The 17,867-nt window shown below is 33.4% G+C and carries 19 protein-coding genes; 4 read left to right on the top strand and 15 right to left on the bottom strand.

The annotated features are described in order from the left end of the window. The first annotated feature begins 29 nt into the window (after positions 1 to 29). Both AACZ49_RS05285 and AACZ49_RS05280 read left to right on the top strand, forming a co-directional pair. Complete coding sequence (locus AACZ49_RS05285; protein ID WP_339652409.1) at positions 30 to 1,250, top strand: sulfite oxidase; 1,221 nt, start codon at positions 30 to 32, stop codon at positions 1,248 to 1,250. After that, positions 1,250 to 1,699, top strand: coding sequence for a monoheme cytochrome C (locus AACZ49_RS05280; protein WP_339652406.1), 450 nt, complete (start codon positions 1,250 to 1,252; stop codon positions 1,697 to 1,699). Before AACZ49_RS05285 ends, AACZ49_RS05280 begins: the two co-directional genes overlap by 1 nt. Before the next feature lie 69 nt (positions 1,700 to 1,768). On the opposite strand, the gene AACZ49_RS05275 is transcribed toward AACZ49_RS05280, so the two are convergent. From AACZ49_RS05275 to AACZ49_RS05240, 8 genes are all read right to left on the bottom strand, one after another. Further along, the gene (locus AACZ49_RS05275) at positions 1,769 to 4,030 is read right to left on the bottom strand and encodes a TonB-dependent receptor (RefSeq protein WP_339652403.1); all 2,262 of its coding nucleotides are present in this window, start codon (positions 4,028 to 4,030) and stop codon (positions 1,769 to 1,771) included. Between the two features lie 47 nt (positions 4,031 to 4,077). After that, positions 4,078 to 4,395, bottom strand: coding sequence for a hypothetical protein (locus tag AACZ49_RS05270; RefSeq protein WP_339652401.1), 318 nt, complete (start codon positions 4,393 to 4,395; stop codon positions 4,078 to 4,080). Positions 4,396 to 4,457: 62 nt separating this feature from the next. Then, the gene (locus AACZ49_RS05265) at positions 4,458 to 4,775 is read right to left on the bottom strand and encodes a DUF6787 family protein (protein WP_339652399.1); all 318 of its coding nucleotides are present in this window, start codon (positions 4,773 to 4,775) and stop codon (positions 4,458 to 4,460) included. A gap of 30 nt (positions 4,776 to 4,805) precedes the next feature. Next, positions 4,806 to 5,264, bottom strand: coding sequence for a DUF6146 family protein (locus AACZ49_RS05260; RefSeq protein WP_339652396.1), 459 nt, complete (start codon positions 5,262 to 5,264; stop codon positions 4,806 to 4,808). 78 nt (positions 5,265 to 5,342) lie between these two features. Continuing rightward, positions 5,343 to 5,975 (bottom strand): DUF937 domain-containing protein, encoded by a 633-nt coding sequence (locus AACZ49_RS05255; protein ID WP_339652393.1) that lies wholly within the window; start codon positions 5,973 to 5,975, stop codon positions 5,343 to 5,345. Positions 5,976 to 6,044: 69 nt separating this feature from the next. Continuing rightward, the gene (locus tag AACZ49_RS05250) at positions 6,045 to 6,995 is read right to left on the bottom strand and encodes a D-2-hydroxyacid dehydrogenase (protein ID WP_339652391.1); all 951 of its coding nucleotides are present in this window, start codon (positions 6,993 to 6,995) and stop codon (positions 6,045 to 6,047) included. Between the two features lie 62 nt (positions 6,996 to 7,057). Then, positions 7,058 to 8,122 (bottom strand): 3-phosphoserine/phosphohydroxythreonine transaminase, encoded by a 1,065-nt coding sequence (gene serC, locus AACZ49_RS05245; protein WP_339652390.1) that lies wholly within the window; start codon positions 8,120 to 8,122, stop codon positions 7,058 to 7,060. 71 nt (positions 8,123 to 8,193) lie between these two features. Continuing rightward, positions 8,194 to 9,258, bottom strand: a complete 1,065-nt coding sequence (locus tag AACZ49_RS05240; RefSeq protein ID WP_339652388.1) for an acyl-CoA reductase — start codon at positions 9,256 to 9,258, stop codon at positions 8,194 to 8,196. A gap of 89 nt (positions 9,259 to 9,347) precedes the next feature. On the opposite strand from AACZ49_RS05240, the gene AACZ49_RS05235 reads away from it, so the two are divergent. Beyond that, positions 9,348 to 9,698 (top strand): 4Fe-4S dicluster domain-containing protein, encoded by a 351-nt coding sequence (locus AACZ49_RS05235; RefSeq protein WP_339652387.1) that lies wholly within the window; start codon positions 9,348 to 9,350, stop codon positions 9,696 to 9,698. A gap of 14 nt (positions 9,699 to 9,712) precedes the next feature. Here AACZ49_RS05235 and AACZ49_RS05230 read toward each other — a convergent pair whose 3' ends face one another. The 5 genes from AACZ49_RS05230 to AACZ49_RS05210 form a co-directional block, all read right to left on the bottom strand. Then, a complete protein-coding gene (locus AACZ49_RS05230; protein ID WP_339652386.1) occupies positions 9,713 to 10,456 on the bottom strand; it encodes a class I SAM-dependent methyltransferase in 744 nt (247 codons plus the stop codon). Positions 10,457 to 10,514: 58 nt separating this feature from the next. Next, a complete protein-coding gene (locus AACZ49_RS05225) occupies positions 10,515 to 13,262 on the bottom strand; it encodes a TonB-dependent receptor (protein ID WP_339652719.1) in 2,748 nt (915 codons plus the stop codon). A gap of 192 nt (positions 13,263 to 13,454) precedes the next feature. Beyond that, a complete protein-coding gene (locus AACZ49_RS05220; RefSeq protein WP_339652385.1) occupies positions 13,455 to 13,607 on the bottom strand; it encodes a hypothetical protein in 153 nt (50 codons plus the stop codon). 15 nt (positions 13,608 to 13,622) lie between these two features. After that, positions 13,623 to 14,636 (bottom strand): FecR family protein, encoded by a 1,014-nt coding sequence (locus AACZ49_RS05215; RefSeq protein ID WP_339652384.1) that lies wholly within the window; start codon positions 14,634 to 14,636, stop codon positions 13,623 to 13,625. Positions 14,637 to 14,693: 57 nt separating this feature from the next. Then, positions 14,694 to 15,272, bottom strand: a complete 579-nt coding sequence (locus AACZ49_RS05210) for a sigma-70 family RNA polymerase sigma factor (RefSeq protein WP_339652382.1) — start codon at positions 15,270 to 15,272, stop codon at positions 14,694 to 14,696. A gap of 200 nt (positions 15,273 to 15,472) precedes the next feature. Here AACZ49_RS05210 and ychF point away from each other — a divergent pair, with 200 nt between their 5' ends. Then, complete coding sequence (gene ychF, locus AACZ49_RS05205) at positions 15,473 to 16,567, top strand: redox-regulated ATPase YchF (RefSeq protein WP_339652380.1); 1,095 nt, start codon at positions 15,473 to 15,475, stop codon at positions 16,565 to 16,567. Here ychF and AACZ49_RS05200 read toward each other — a convergent pair. Further along, entirely contained in the window at positions 16,564 to 16,857 is a 294-nt protein-coding gene (locus AACZ49_RS05200) for a chaperone modulator CbpM (protein ID WP_339652378.1), read from the bottom strand. The two genes, ychF and AACZ49_RS05200, sit on opposite strands and share 4 nt — an antisense overlap. A 2-nt stretch (positions 16,858 to 16,859) precedes the next feature. Further along, positions 16,860 to 17,756, bottom strand: a complete 897-nt coding sequence (locus AACZ49_RS05195; RefSeq protein WP_339652377.1) for a DnaJ C-terminal domain-containing protein — start codon at positions 17,754 to 17,756, stop codon at positions 16,860 to 16,862. Between the last annotated feature and the right edge of the window lie 111 nt (positions 17,757 to 17,867).

Here is a 17,867-nt window from a genome sequence, read left to right as displayed (position 1 = left end):
ACTTAACTTTATCTCAAATCTAGTATGTTTTGAAGAGAAGAAGTTTTGTTGCAAAATCAGGTTTAAGTACACTAGCTACTTTACTTGGTGTTGATATTGTTTATAAAGAGTTGATACCTAAAGGGTATACGCCGTTAGCATTACAGGAAATAGATCCATTTGCCCTTTTTAAAAAAGATGAAGCCATGGTTATTTTAAACGATAAACCGTGGAACATGGAGGCCCAAGCACATCTATTAAATGATAGAATTACACCAAATAAATATATGTTCATTCGTAATAATGGACTGCTACCCGAAAAAATTGAAGAAAATTCTTGGGAACTTAAGATTGATGGTGAATCGGTGCTTGAACCGAAATCCTATTCTCTTTCCGAGTTAAAAACCAAGTTTAAACATTATACTTATCAGCTTACTTTAGAATGCGGTGGTAATGGTAGAAGTGAATTCAATCCGCCAGCGAAAGGTAATCAATGGACCATTGGGGCAGTCTCCTGTGCTGAATGGACAGGGGTTCGACTTAAGGATGTTTTGGCTGATGCTGGAATAAAGGAAGATGCAGTTTACATCGGATATCACTCGGCAGATATGCATTTGAGTAGAAACCCTACCAAAGAACCCATTTCAAGAGGAGTGCCCATGTCAAAGGCATTACAAGATGAAACGTTAGTGGCATTTTCTATGAATGGAAAAGCTATACCATTAGCACACGGTTTTCCATTGCGATTGGTATGTGGTGGTTGGCCAGCTTCAACTTCAGGTAAATGGTTAAAAACCATTAGTATTAGAAATAAGGTGCATGATGGTGAAAAAATGCAAGGTGGTTCTTACCGAGTACCCTGTGAAACTGTTGCCCCAGGTGAAACTGTTGCAGATGAAGATATGTGTATTATTGAATCAATGCCTGTAAAATCATTAATTACATATCCAAAGTCTGGAGCAATAATTAGTGAAGGAAAAGCAATGAGAATAAACGGTCACGCATGGGCTGGTGAATTAGAGATATATGCGATGGAATATTCCATTGATTATGGAACTTCTTGGAAATCTGCAACATTGGAAAAGGCAAAGAATAGATTAGCTTGGCAACATTTTAACGCAACGGTAACCTTTCCAAAAAAAGGATATTATGAAATTTGGGCTAGAGCTACTGATTCTTACGATAATAAACAGCCAATGGTTTTACCAGGTTGGAACCCTAAAGGATATTTAAATAACGCATGCCATAGAATTGCCGTAAAAGTCGTGTAATGCAAGAGAAGGAGAATAACAATGGAATCGTTTTTAAGCCTATTTTTAAGGTTATATTATTGATTTTTACAAGTTTCATGCTATTTGGGGCTTTAGCTATTATTTTCTTTGGACCAAAACAATCTGAAGTTGAAATAGTTGAGGAAGATCTAGAATTAATTGAAAATGGTATTCATGTTCGAACAGGATTAATTGAAGCTGACGGATTACAAACAGTAATTACGAACTGTACTTCGTGTCATTCATCAAAGCTTATTATTCAAAATAGAATGGGAGAGGAGCAATGGGATGCAACCATACGATGGATGCAGAAAACTCAGGGATTATGGCCTTTAGGTGAGAACCAAAAAGTGATTGTAGATTATTTGACGAAAAATTATCCTGTTTTAGAAAAAGGAAGAAGACCTCCGTTGACTACTATTGATTGGTACCAATTAGAAGGTGAGTGATTGATAAGTATTTAAAAAGCCCACATTTTTAAAAAAAAATGTGGGCTTTTTACATCTTATAATTTAATATTAGAGAGGTACACTAATTCCAAAATTAATGTTTCTTCCAATATTTGATATGCCATCACTTTTCAGTCTCGACAAGTGCGAAATATATTCTTTGTCCAAAACATTATTAGCACTCAACTTAAAATCAATCGGTTGGTTAGAAATTGTAACAGTAGCTCCAAAGCCTATATTTAACAGCGAATACCCATCTGTGGGAGTCTCAAAATCACTTACTTTATTTTGGGCGAAGTATGATTTCAACGTCAGAAAACCATAGCCATTATTAAAGTCCTTATTAATTTTGCTAAACTCAAATCGTAAGGTATTAGACCAATTGTTTGCTGGTATTAAAGGTAAATTACCATCGTTCTTCAATTGACCGGTTACGGTAGAAAAATTACTTTCCATATGTAACCAATCTAATGGATGTGGGTGATAATGTAGCCCTGCTTCGCCACCGAACAAATTTGCATCTTGTTGTTGGTAAAGATAAACGGCATTACCATCTATAGATGTACCACTTGGTTCTAAATAAATATAATCTAAAATAGTATTGTAGAATCCATTTACATAAAATTCAAAATGCTCATTCTTAAATTCTAATGATAAATCTGTTTGTACATTTCTTTCGTTATTTAGATTGGCATTTCCAATTTCATATCTATTTGTTCCTTCATGTGCGCCATTTGAAGTCAACTCTGCCAAATTAGGTGCTCTGAATCCTGAGGCGATATTTAAACGTGTTATAAAATTTTCAGAAATAGCTACTTTATATCCTGCGGCGATATTAAAACTATTGAAATTTCTATCTACAGCTTCAATATAGTTTTGATCACCAACAAGGCCATTTTCATCTGAATCAATTGTTCTTTTGTCATAACGTATTCCTAGTTGCACATCACTTTCATTCAAATGAATATGTGATGTGGCTAAAAGTCCAATATCGTTGGTTGTAGCATCAGGTATTAAAACCTCTTCACCAAAATTACTATTATTCTGGTTCATTCCTTGTAAACCAATAATTGTCTCAACAGCACCTATTTTAGCTAAATTGTATTGAATGTTATAACTTAAAGTTTCTAATTTCATGTCCAATGCTGGTGCTTCTACTTCCTTATTTTCCTCTTCTTCCACAATCCCTTCCAAACCATGTTCATGTTCTTCAAATTCTTTTCTGTCATTTCTAGTAAAGCCAATAATCGCTTGAAGGCTAGAATTGTTGAAATAGATATTTGATTTTGAACTTAAAATATGACTGGTAATATCTTGAAATGGCTCTAAAGCAGAGCGATTGGTTGATTGTTCTCCTATTTCTTCGGGTATACCCAATTCAGAATTATTATAATTATAACGTAGCTCAGTTTTAAAATTAGTGAGTTGATATGCAAAACCGGTTTTTAAATCTTTTTCGTTAAACCTAGAATTGGTTACTCGTTCATTATTACCAGTTTTATAATCTATATGTGAACTTCCCCCTAATCGAACTAAGAACTTAAATTTTTCGGAGGAAGCTTTAAATCCGCCATTTCCATTAAATCCTTCGGTATTAGTGAAATAATTTAAGTTTAAATCACCTTCTACATCATTGGAGTTTGCAAATTTTTCAGGGTTTAAATATAGAACACCACCAAGGGCATCAGAACCATATAGCAAAGATGCTGGGCCCTTTATGACCTCAACACTTTCTATACCTGCATCACTAATTCCTAATCCGTGTTCATCACCAAATTGTTGGTTTTCTAATCGTATACCTTGTGTGTAAGTCAATACTCTATTAGAGCTAAGGCCACGTATAACGGGTTTTCCTATTCCGACTCCGGTGGAAACACTTTCTACACCTGGAATGTTGGTAATACCTTCAGATAAATTTAAAGCTCCTGCCGATTTTAGTTCCTTTATACTGGTCCTCTCGACTTTCATTACATTCTCTCGTTGTAGTTTGTGAAAGGGAGTAGAAACTATAACCTCTTCCATTTCAATAGCACTAGGCATAAGTTCCATTGATAATAGGGTAGTAGGCTCTAAAAGTTCAACAGTTTGTGAATAGGTTTGAAAACCTATATAAGAAATTACAATTTTGAACTTTCCAGACGGTAAATTGTTAATCTCAAAGAATCCATCGGCATTGGTAACAGTACCTTTTTCTAATTGAGGAAAATATATTGATACCTGTTCTAAAGATGTTTGGTCCTCTTGATTTGTAATGTTTCCTTTTAATGTGTTTTGGGCAAATGTGCATTGAACCAAAAATGCCATTAGCATTGTTATATAAATATTTTTCATATAAAATTGTATTAGGGTTTATAGACTTCAGCTTGTTAAATTAATTCTTAACAAGAAGGAGGACCTCTTAATACAAAATGAAGTTGTTGATACTTACTTAAAAAATAGTAGTTGTTTATAATAGCTTCGGTAATAGGAGCTAATTCAATAAACTTCGGGTATTCGAATTCTGGATAATAAAGAGAAGATAGTTGATAGTGTTCAAAATCACAATCGAACTCAATAGCATGAATATGTAATTTTTTAGATGTACAGTGAAATTCTTTATGCTCGTTTAGCGCGTGATATATTTTCACAAAATAAGGACCCAACAGACTGGCTATTAAGATTATGGTAACTATTGGGTAAACTATTTTGTACTTCATAAAACTCATCTTTACAAATCTAAACAATGCTTTTAGTAAAGACCTGTTAAGAAATTATTAAATTAACTAAGCAAAAATCCAAGCCCAATTCTTTTGAGCATCTTTTTCTCAAAGCTCCAAAAGAATTTAAATTGACCAAATAGCCAACCGTATATAACCAATAGAATTTGATAAAATGGAAAAATCAAAAGAATTCTTAGAAGCCAATAAAAAGCCGTTCCCCACCAGGTATCTGCAAAATTAGATTGTTGTAATCCTATAAGGTTTAGAAATGGTTTCGCTACATAAACTGAAGATGAGCCTGTTATCGAGAAAACGAAGAAAATGATTATTAATTGAAAATTGCTGGAAACACCCCAGCGTTCTTTTAATCTATGCATAATAATTTTTAAAGCGCGTAAATATACTTTTTATATGCGTGGGATAAAAGGACCCAATCTTTGATTGTACTTTCTTTGAAAATAGATAAAGTAATTATAGAGTTGATAATTTACTTTATAGCCGTAATCTATATTTTGATCATAGTCAATCTGGAGCTCATATAAATTTGGATTATACTGCATAGGTTGCAATACTCTTTGATTCCATTCTAATACCATTAAATAATTGCGATTTTCTAGAAAACTCTGAGAATAATATCCTTCAGGTTTGGCTATCGAGTTTAGCCATGAATAAAAACCAGGTTCAATAATGATAATTTCATATTCAGTTTTATCACTCGAAATAGTTATAGTATCACCAACTTCTTGTTCAAATGCTATTTTTTCATCATTTGAAATAGATAATGGTTCCTTTGTTGATCCACATCTAATTAATGTGATACCAAAAATAAGGATGATAATGAAATTAGGTAGGACAGATTTTTTCATTCTCCCTTTCATAAAGTATAAGATACAAAAAAGCCGCTTGCTATCACAAACGGCTTATGTTAAATTGTAAAAATCTATTTATTTACCGAATAGACCTCCTAATAGGCCTCCTAAACCACCTTTTTTCTTGCTACCACCCATTACCATGCCGGCAACATCATCTAAAATACTACCATCGCCATCAGCATCTAAAAGAGTAGTAATTAAACTCTGATTTTCTTGTGGTTGTCCACCAAGCATACTTCCTAATAAAGCATTCATACCTGAAGAATCATTAACATTACTTTGAGCCGTTTGTTTACCAATCATACCCATTACAATTGGGGCAGCAATTTTAAGTATTTGAGCTATAGAATCTGCATCAAGTCCAGATTTTTGACTTAGGGCATTTTCAACATTTGCTTGTTTACCGCCAAAAACATGTCCTAAGATACCTGCACCATCTTGCATTACATTGTCATCAACACCACCATTGAAAAGTCCACCAAGGTTATCCAAGATGCTACCATTATGTTTGTTGGAAAGGGCATTCATTAATCCTTCAGCACCATCTGGTGAAGAAACATTCTTTTTCATTGCACCTAAAATTAGGGGCATAGCCATACTCAATACATCGGCGGTTTTGTTTTCAGGCTGATTTGTTTGTCCTGCAACGCCACTAATCAATTGTTTGCCCATTGGGCTGTTTAATAAATCTAATAATCCTGCCATAGTAATATAGTTAATTTAATGTTTATACTGTAAAGTACAAAAAGAGTCATTAAAATATGCTATATGCACTTATTTTAGTAATGTTATTATTTGTCCTGCCAATTCTAACCCAATTCGCTCTTGTGCTTCTAATGTGGCAGCACCAATATGAGGAGAAAGTGAAATGTTTGGATGCATAAGAATTTTAATTTCAGGTTTTGGTTCTGACTCATAAACATCTAGACCAGCAAAAGAAACCGTACCATTTTCAAGTGCCTCTACTAACGCAACTTCATCGATTACACCACCACGAGCAGCATTTACAATGCCTACGCCCTTTTTCATTAGCAAAAATTCTTCTTTGCCAATAACATAGCTTTGCTGATCTGGTATGTGTAATGAAATAAAATCGGCATTTTTTAACAATTTAGACTTTTCGGTATTCTTCAGTGAGAAGGTTACTTTTTGTCCGTCAAAAAAAGTTAGTTCGATAGTGGCATTCGCTACATCTGGATCATAATAGATGACATTCATACCTGCGCCTAAAGCAAGTTTTGCGGTAGCACGACCTATATTTCCAAAACCAAAAACACCTAGTGTTTTACCTCTCAATTCTGTGCCTTTTGAATATGATTTTTTTAACTCTTTAAAGTTGCTATCGCCTTCTAAAGGCATATTTCTATTGGCATCGTATAAAAATCGAACACCTCCGAAAAGATGAGCGAACACTAATTCGGCAACTGATTCTGATGATGCTGCAGGAGTATTTATTACATGAATATTCTTAGACTTTGCATACGAAACATCAATATTATCCATACCAACACCACCACGACCAATAAGTTTTAATGTAGGACAAGCGTCAATTAATTCTTTTCTAACTTTAGTTGCGCTACGAACTAATAAAGCATCTATTTTATTCTCATTTATATAATTGGCTAATTGTTCTTGCGCCACAGTAGTTGTTAATATCTCAAATCCGGCATTTTCCATTGTGGCAATGCCATTTACGGAAATACCATCATTAGCTAAAATCTTCATAGTATAATTCTTGTTTAATGATTGAATGAAATGCTTATTACCTAAATTAACAATTATGTCAACTATCCTTTTCGTTCCATTTCACTCATAACGTCTACCAATGCACCTACGCTTTCTAAAGAAAGGGCATTGTACATGCTAGCTCTATACCCGCCAACCGAACGGTGACCGTTTAGCCCAATAATACCTGCTTCCTTTAACATGTTTTCAAATGTGCTTTTTAAGCTATCATCTGTTAAATTAAAGGTAGCGTTCATTAGCGAACGGTCTTCAATATTTGCATATCCTTCAAAGACAGGGTTTAAATCTATTTCTGAATACAACAATCTGGCTTTCTTTTCATTAATCTCCTCAATTGCAGCAATACCACCAAGATTCTTAAGCCATTCTAATGTTAACATCGATGTGTAAACAGGAAAAACAGGAGGGGTATTAAACATACTGTCTTTGCTGATATGTACTTGATAATCTAACATCGAAGGAATTTTTCTTGATACTTTTCCTAAGATATCTTCCTTAATAACAACTAAAGTTGCACCTGCAGGACCCATATTCTTTTGAGCACCAGCATAAATTAAATCGAATTGAGAGAAATCTAAACTTCTAGAAAATATATCGGAACTCATATCGCAAACTAATGGAGCGTCAGTTTTTGGAAATTTCTTGAATTGAGTTCCATAAATGGTATTATTAGACGTAATATGTAAATAATCAAGTCCACCAGGTACAGAATACCCCTTTGGAATATATTTAAAATCTTCATCTTTAGATGAACCGACTTCAACAACCTCACCAAATAATTTAGCTTCTTTAATTGCCTTATCACTCCAAGTACCTGTATTTAAATAACCTGCCTTAACATTCAAAAGATTATAGGCTACCATTAAAAATTCAAGACTGGCACCACCATGTAGAAAAAGAGCTTTATAACCTTTGTCAGTTAGATCAAGTAATTCTAAGGCCAATGACCTCGCATTTTCCATTACGGCGACAAAATCTTTGCTTCTGTGTGAAATTTCGATAAGGGAAAGTCCAGAACCATTGAAGTCCATAATAGCCTCAGAAGCCTTTAACAATACTTCTTTCGGTAATATACAAGGGCCAGCGCTAAAATTATGTTTTTTCATTTTGATTGTAATTTAAGGTTGCAAATGTCAGAATTTTTTCAAGAATTTACGATACTGAAAGGTATTTAATTCTATGATGTTCTCAATAGAAAATTTACCGTATCGATTCCATCAGCATAATCATTTAATGAAGGTTTTTGGGTTTGCCCAAATGAAATTTCGTCATCTATAAAATCGGATGAAACAATGCACTGAATTTTATCCTCTTCTCCCTTTAGTTTTGACTTTAAGTCTTCTAGATTGTCATAATACTCATAGAAAAGTGAGGCGATAGGGGAGCCGTAGCTTTCTTCTTCCTTTAAAATAAGAAAACCATTGTCCAATATCTTATATTCGCTCATGAGATAAACAGCTTTATTATAATCATAATTATTGGCATATTTATTATGATTTATAATGTCGTTATACGGAAACATTGCATTGAAAAAAGTATCAATGTCATAATTTGTTGGAATGAATATTTTAGAGACACTTCTGCAGCCTAAGCCGAAATATCTAAAAATATCTTCGCCCAAAGCGGTTAGCTCTTCTCTAGATTCATTTCCTTTCAAAACGGCTACAGAATTTCTGTTCTTTCTTATTATATGTGGTTTTTTACCAAAATAGTATTCAAAATACCTTGCTGTATTATTACTGCCTGTTGCAATTACAGCATCATAATGTTCAAGCTTTTCTTTAGTAAAAATCACCCTTTCTTCAAAGTATGGCTCTATATCTTTTAGATAATTAATTATGAGTGGAATTAATTTTTGATCATTACTTGATAGTTTAACCAAAGCTTTATTGCCCGTAACTAAAACACATAATAAATCATGAAACCCAACGAGTGGAATGTTGCCCGCCATAATTAGGGCAACGACTTTTTCTTTGTTTTTTGTTAAGTCATAATTTTTCAACCAATTTTCAAGATTTTCTTTCTTCAATAAATTACCCCATTCTTGAAATGCATAAATGCAATTCTCTTCTGAGAACCAACCATTATAATGTTGGGCCATTTCAATTTCAGCCTTAAACAATCCATTCCATTCATCATTTATATTTTCAGAGTAGTTGTCTGATGTTATAAATTCACAAAATGTTCTTAGAAATTCTCCAAGTTTAACAAAAGCTTTTATAGTAAGGTTGTGATAGCTCATTATATTTGTATACTAATCCAGTAGGAATTACCTTTGTGCAAAAATAAGCATGCCCGTTCTTTTTTGGGCATTTTAATGTAGAAGAAATTATGGCGATTATTATAACAGATGAATGTATTAACTGTGGGGCCTGTGAGCCTGAATGTCCAAATACAGCAATTTATGAAGGTGCGGATGAATGGCGATATAGCGATGGTACTTCTTTAAAGGGAGATGTTGTCTTACCTAATGGTAAACAAGTAGATGCAGATGAAGTTCAAGAGCCTATTAGTGATGAAGTTTACTATATAGCGCCAGATAAGTGTACTGAATGTATGGGTTTTCATGAAGAACCTCAATGCGCAGCTGTATGCCCAGTTGACTGTTGTGTGCCTGATGATGATCATGTAGAATCAGAGGAAGTACTTTTGGCTAAACAAAGATTTATGCATCCTGAATAAGGAAAATTTTATCTCTATTCTTTTTTGCATACATATACATTTGTATTAAAAGCATATGTCTCTCTATCAATTATTTCTAAAATTTTAAATCCGGAATGCTGTAATGCTTTGGTAATTTCTTTTATGGTGAAAGCTCTAAATAGAGTTGAGTCTTTACCCAATACTATTTTTTCGGTGTCTTTTAATTGGTAATATGTGGATTTCCAATCAATTAAATGATATTTTTTTGATTTACTTTTCACCCAATTAGAATCTCTTTCAAACTGTTTCTTATTGGAATTTGATTTATGAACTATATTTCTATTCTTTAGAATATATGGCATAAATAAGTCCGCATTGATACAATCAAAAATGAAAAGTCCTTTATCTTCAAGGGCTGTGTGTACAGATTTAAAAGTTTGTTTTAAATCTGTATTATTAAGTAAATAGCTTGTAGATCTACCTGTAATTAGAATAGTGTCAAACTGATTGACAAATTCTAAATGGCGCATATCACCTTGAATAAAATTTCCAGGAGGAAATTTTTCCTTTGCAATATTGAGCATCGATTCGCTAAAATCCAAACCAGCATACATATTAAAATCTTTAGTAAATGATTTAGCTAAATTACCTGTACCACATGCAATTTCTAATATTCGGTTTCTATTATGGTCATTACACAAATTCTTATAAAATTCGTATTCTGCACTATAATCTATAAAACCTTGATAAATTTCATCATAAACCCAAGCTAGGTTTTCATTGTATAACTCACCCATATCACAAAAAAAAAGCTACCTAAATATAGGTAGCTTTCTTATAATAAACTAAATCAAATTAGAACTTATAATTTAATGATAAGTTGAACATAGTACCTAATTGACTAAAATGATAACCATCATATGTCATTTGAGAATAACGTTGGTTGAAGGTAATTAAGTTAGACTGGTTTTGTGTTTGTGCTGCATCGGCTAATATAGCATCACCTGCTGCATTTTTAGATTTGAAACTCCATTCAGGTAAAACATTCAGCAAGTTGTTGATATTTAATGCTAACGTTAATTTGTCGGTTGCACTAAAGTTAACACCTAAGTCAGTAACAATTTTTGGAGTGAACTCTGTAAATATATTGTTATCTAAACCTTGCTGTTGAAAAGTTGTTTTTCCGAAATATGTGTTATTCAAAGAAAAACCAAACTTGTTAATGTCATAGTTTGCACCTAAAATCCACTTTGTCTTTGGTCTTGATGTAAAGAACAAAGCTTCTTGTGTTTCATTAACTACAGACTGACCTGAATTTGCTACCAATGGCACATCTTTTACTGCACCATCTCTTTCGTTTTGTATGGTATAGTTTCCTGATAAATTTAAATCAAGTCTACCTTCACCTAACTCTATTCCTTTATAAGCAAGAACCACATCAATACCAGAAGTTTTAGTGTCTATTGCATTTGAAAAGAAACTTACATCACTTAAATTGTTGTTGTTCAAAAGAATATCAAGTGGGTTTGTAGCATTACCACTTGGTCCTATTTCAGAACCTAATACGATTCTGTCTTTAACGGCGATGTTGTAATAATCAAATGTATAGCTGAATTTGTTTTCAATTTTACCTCCAAAACCAATAGTGAAGTTAGTTGATGTTTCAGCATCTAATTGAGGGATACCTAATAATTTTGCTTGTGTAGACACGTTGTTTATTAAACCACCAACTTGAATACCTTGTCCTGGTACAAAACTGTATTGTGCTTTCTGAGTATAAATTTGGTGTAAGGTAGGAGCTCTGAAACCAGAAGAGATAGAACCTCTTAAAGTGAAAGCATCACTTACTTTATAACGTGAGCTAAACTTATACACGAATGCATTACCAAAATCTGAATAGTTTTCAGTTCTAATAGTACCGCTTAATAAGAATGCATCTGATACATCGTAATCTAAACTTAAATATCCACCAATATTATATCTATTGAATTTTCCAGCATTTTGAGGAGAAGCACCTGCAAATGAATCTGCACCACCACCGTCATAAGAAGCCAATTCACCTTCAATAACTTCGAAAGTTTCTGTTCTAAATTCAGCACCAACACCAATACTAACCTTGTCAGAAAGTATTCTTGAAATATCAATGTTACCCACATTGTGAGAGAACTTGGTTCCTCCTGGATCAAATGATTGTTGACTGTTTTCTCTGTATAATTGAGATCCTTCGGTAAGTTCACCATCCTCAACAGAACCGTTACCATTAGCATCAACCCAAGTTGATGGTGAGTAAACTACATTTCTGTTATGTGAATTGTTTACTTTGTATGTCTGTAAGTTTCCACCAGTAGTAAAACTAGCATCAACGTTCCATTCATTTATGGTTGATTTGAAACCTACAGTTCCATTGTAATCGCTTAGTAAGCCTTCAAAAGTAGGAACGTAACCATCGTAACTTCCACCTGGACCATTTGGAAAGAAATCTGCTAAATAAGGAAAGTCTGCTTCTGTTCTCCAATAAGGAGTTCTGTAATTTGCAAAACTGTTTACTGCCTTGTATACGTAAGCTGCATTCGCATAAAGAGAGGTATTCTCGCTTAGGTCATAACCAAAGTTTACAGAAAATTTAGCCGCAGCAGTTTCTGGAGATCCATTAATGTTTCCAGCATCAGGTTTTCTTGATAAGAAAGATTGTACATCAGCAATGTCAGCTCCAAAATCGCCTGCTTCACCTGCGGCATCAACTGTACCTGGTCTATTTGCAAGATTTACTTTAGAGAAATCTGCGGTATAGTTTACGAAACCTTTATCGTCGCCTATTGATGATCCATTATTAACAGCAACACCGAACATTTCACCATCACCTTCAGAAGTGATACCTGTTCTTACTGTTGCAGAACCTTCATTTGGTGTATCTTTCAAAATAATGTTCATAACACCTGCGATTGCATCAGAACCGTATTGTGCAGAAGCACCATCACGTAAGATTTCAACTCTCTTAATTGCATCTGTTGGTATTGCAGAAATATCCGCACCAGTTTCACCACGTCCTGGAGATGTTTGAGTATACAATAATGCACTTAGGTTTTTACGTTTACCGTTAATTAAGATTAACGTTCTAGATGGTCCCATGTTTCTAATTTCATAAGGATCTAATAATGATGTCGCATCGTTTACCGGAGTTTGAACCGTGTTAAATGAAGGAATTCTATACTGTAAAGCCTTATCAAAAGTAACCTGACCTGTAGAGGTAAGGTCTTTAGCGCCTATAACATCAACAGGTAATGGTGTGTCAGCGTTACTTCTTGGTGCGGTACGAGAACCAACAACAATAAACTCGTCTAATTGCATACCTTCAGATAACTGAACATTTATGACGTTTTTACCAGCAGTAGATACTTCTTGAGTAGCGAAACCAATATAACTAAATACTAATTTTGTATCATTGTTTACATCTATTGAATAATTACCATCAAAATCTGAAGTAGTACCATTGGTAGTTCCTTTTTCAATAATATTTACTCCTGATAAAGGCATTCCAGAATCATCGGTAACTTTACCTGTAACGTTATTTTGAATTACCTCGTTTAGTGTTAAGGCGGTAATACCATTGTTAACAGAATTAACTTTTAAAACTTTCGCTCGTTCCGCCTTCTTATGGTAAACCACGTAATATTTGTTACCTAAATATTCGAAATCGAAACTAGTTTTACGTTCTAATTTATTGATGATCTTATCCAATAAAGGAAATTCATATTCCTCAGGATTTAAACTGGTGGTAGAAACCAGGGTAGGGTTTTAGGTGAAAAACACTTCGTGCTTTGCACTAATATCATTTAGAAACTCACTTAGAGTTACCTCTTTTTTCAGTTCATTAGATGCCATCATACTGGTACTGCTCGAAAAAAGCAATACTGCGATTAGCATTCTCATTAATTTGTCTGTTTTCATAAATAAATAGTTTAGTTAATAAATTGGGTTCTCCTGTACTTGTAAAATATTTCCTTTGTTAATAATTCTTGTTCTGGTTGCTTTTTCAATTGCGGCAATACATATTTTTAAATTTTGATTTGGAATACCTCCTGATATGGGTATATCTTTTAAATAATCAGATGAATACTTGACTTCAAGGCCGTAAGTAAGCTCTAGGTTAATCATCACATCTTTTAGGGGAATTTCATTAAAAACATATGTTCCACCGAGCCATAGGGCATATGGTGTTTCGATAGTAACTTTTTTATGAACAACCTCATTGCTTTTATTTGAAAATGATACCATTTCACCAGGAATCATTTTAGTGACACCGCCATTTTTAAATTCTAAATGAATGGAACCTTCATCTAAAATGACATTTGTTTTTTGTTCTCTAGTGTTTACATGAAACTGAGTTCCAAGAACCTCTACTTTAAGGTCATTCGTTATAACCCAAAATTTCGCATTGGTACTCGGTATAGATTTAACCTTAAAATATGCCTCACCTTTAAGATTTATCAATCGCGGATTATCTTTTTTGTAAGATATTTCTGAGTTACCATTTAATACTACAGAAGTGCCGTCAGGTAATTTTAGGTCTATAATTTCACCAAAATTCGTTTTATGCGTGGTTGTGTTGTGAACATTTAAAAGCGACAAACTTGTCCAACTTAATAAAATAAGAACAAAGGCTGCGGCTGAAAAATATATAGTCTTATTTAATGATCTTGTTTTTGTTAAAGGTTTTTTTGTGGAATTTTCAATTCCTATTTTGGGTAGAATTTTAGCTAGCTCTTGGTTAACTTTCTCATTGCTTAGAAATTGTGGCTTAAAATTTATACCAACTACAATAGCCTTGGCATTTTCAACAGTTTCGATATGCTGAGGATTATTAAGGAGCCAATTATTCCAGTAAGCAATATCATTTTTATTTAAGCCTTTTGCCCAATTCTTAAATGACGTATCTGTTAAGAAATACTGTAAATCGAATTTGTTTGTTTTGTCCATTTAGTAAGGTGTTCCATTTATAAGAGGTTTAATTTTATAAAATATACCCTACTATTTTCAATTTTTTTTCAAAATAGATTTAATTTGTTGATTTTCAGATAATAATCTTAATTTTGATAGTGCTTTTTGGAGGATATTTAATACACTTTGGTAATTCATATCCATGACTTCAGCGATATCAGTGCTTCGCATATTACTGTAATACTTTAAATAAATAACTTCTTTTTGTCTTGGGGAAAGTTGGTTTATTAATTGAGACAATGTCGTTGTACATAGAAATTGAATTTCTTGATTTATGGAAATTTCCTCTTCAGAAAAGGTGAAGTTAGATTTAAATAATTGAGCTTCTGAAATTGGAATGTTTTTCTGATTTTTTTGAAGTTGTTTTATAAGTCTTCTTTTAAAAGAAACAAATAAGTATGCTTTAAGATTTTTTATAGTTCCTTGTTTCTCCCTTTCTTCAAAAAGTTGAATAAAAAAGTTTTGAAGGCAATCTTCAGTAAGAGCAGGAGCATTGCTCAATTTTATTCCATAGGCATGTAATTGGGGATAATACTTTTTAAATAGAAGTGAAAAAGCATTGATTTCTCCCTTTTTAAAAAAATACCAGAGTGTTTCGTCAGAGTGAAGTTCCATTTATTACTACGATTCTTGGCGTAAAATATTAAAAATTATCTTAAAAAATGTTAAAACATCAAACAATAGATATTGCTGGTCTAAAAAATTTGAAAATAATATAAATATTTACTATTCATTTTAATTGAACATAAGAGCAGAAATTGAATGTAGAATGTTCAAGTAAAAACTATATTTGCACCCTTTAAATAATCTTTATTATGAAAGCAGGTATAGTAGGATTACCAAATGTGGGTAAATCAACACTTTTTAATTGTTTATCTAATGCTAAGGCGCAAAGTGCAAATTTTCCATTTTGTACTATTGAGCCAAATATTGGTGTTGTTAATGTGCCTGATGCTAGATTAGAGAAATTAGAAGAATTAGTGAATCCTGAAAGGGTATTGCCTGCTACGGTTGAAATCGTTGATATAGCAGGTTTGGTAAAAGGAGCAAGTAAAGGTGAAGGATTAGGTAACCAGTTTCTTGGTAATATTCGTGAAACGGATGCCATTTTACATGTTTTACGTTGTTTTGATAATGACAATATTATACATGTAGATGGTAGTGTGGATCCAATTAGGGATAAAGAGACTATTGATATGGAGCTTCAATTAAAGGATTTGGAGACCGTAGATAAAAAACTTGAAAAAGTAAAAAGAGCAGCAAGAACTGGTAATAAAGAAGCTCAAAAAGAAGAGGCTGCTTTATTGGCTATAAAGAGTGGACTAGAGGCAGGTGTGTCGGTAAGGGCAATTCAAATTGATGAGGAGTCTAGGCTTGAATTCGTAAAACCATTACAGTTTATAACGGATAAGCCGGTTATGTATGTTTGTAATGTGGATGAAGATGCAGCTGTGAAAGGGAATGTCTATGTGGAGAAGGTGAAAGAAATGGTTGCCAACGAAAATGCTGAAGTTATTTTTCTCGCAGTGGGTACAGAAGCCGATATTACTGAATTAGAGACCTATGATGAGCGAAAGATGTTTTTGGAGGACCTAGGGCTAGAAGAGCCAGGTTCTGCAAAATTGATTCGTGGAGCTTATAAATTATTAAATCTTGATACGTATTTTACTGCTGGCGTTAAAGAAGTTCGTGCTTGGACAATCCCAGTTGGAGCTACAGCCCCTCAAGCGGCAGGTGTTATACATACTGATTTTGAAAAAGGATTTATTAGGGCAGAGGTAATTGCCTATAATGATTACGTTACTTTTGGTAGTGAATCAAAAGTAAAAGAAGCTGGTAAAATGAGAGTAGAAGGCAAGGAATACATTGTTAAAGATGGCGATGTAATGCATTTCAGGTTTAATGTTTAATGTTCATAAATAGTCAACCGATCTCTTAACAATTTTAATTCTTGTTCCAGTCTGTTGACTTTTTTTAACATTTGGTTGAGGGTGTCTATGCCTTCCATATTAATACCAAGATCTTTTCGTAATCGATATATACGTTCTATTTCTATAATATAGTGAGGTTGAACATAAGTTTTGTTTTCAATTTGATGTACTTCAATCATATCAAATTCCAAAAGATCGTCTATGAAATCTAATGGAGTCTGTGTTCGCTCGCAATACACCTCTATTTCTATATAATTTTCTGAATCCATATTTATTGTAATTCTGAAAGTTGTTTGAATAATTCTTTTTCTTTCGCCGAAAGGTTTGTTGGCATTGATATTTTATAGGTAATATATAAATCTCCATGTGCGCCTTTTTTCTTGTATACCGGCATACCTTTACCTTTTAATTTAATCTTTGTGTCGGTTTGAGTTTCTGGCTTAACCTTTAATTTTACTTTGCCGGTTAAAGTTTCTACTTCAATTTCTTTACCTAAAATAGCATCATATAGGGTGATGATATGATTTTTATATAAATCATTACCAACTCTTTTGAATGGCGTATTGTTGTTGATTTCAAATGTTAAATATAAATCTCCTTTGGGGCCTCCATTTACTCCTTCGCCACCATAACCGGCGATTTTAATGGTTTGACCATCTTCAACACCAGCGGGTATTGTAATCCTTATTTTCTTTGCCCCAAGGTCTAATGTTTGCTTCTGATCTTCTAGGATGTCGAGCATATTCAATTTTAAGGTAGCGTTCAAATCTTGACCTTTGAACTGAGTAGATCTTCTTCCTCTACCGCTGAAACCTGCTCCACCGAACATAGACTCGAAGAAATCAGAAAAATCTTCATTGCCGCCTCCTGATGTGCTATACGTGCTTCTGCGTCCTCCCGATGAACTACGTTGATTTCTTTTCGCCTCTTCAAATGCCTCTGCATACTCCCAATCTTTGCCATATTGGTCATATTTCTTTCTTTTTTCAGGATCACTTAGAACTTCATTTGCCTCATTTATCTGCTGAAATTTTTGTTGTGCCCTTTTATCATTGGGATTTAAATCTGGGTGCAGCTTTCGAGCCAATTTCCTATAGGCTTTTTTTATATCTGCCTGAGTAGCTTTCTTGTCTATTTCAAGAATTTTATAATAATCAATAAATTCCATAGGTCTTAAAAATCTAAACTAAAGATATAAAAACAATGAGGTCTTTCCTATGATGGATATCATCCCTTATTTGCCAATTTAAAGTAAGTTTTAGAATGATGGATTTGTTAG

It is taken from the genome of uncultured Maribacter sp. (genome assembly GCF_963975365.1).
In the GTDB taxonomy this organism is placed as follows: Bacteria; Bacteroidota; Bacteroidia; order Flavobacteriales; family Flavobacteriaceae; genus Maribacter.
Note: the sequence above shows the minus strand (reverse complement) of the source record. Positions and strands in the feature narration are given on the sequence as shown.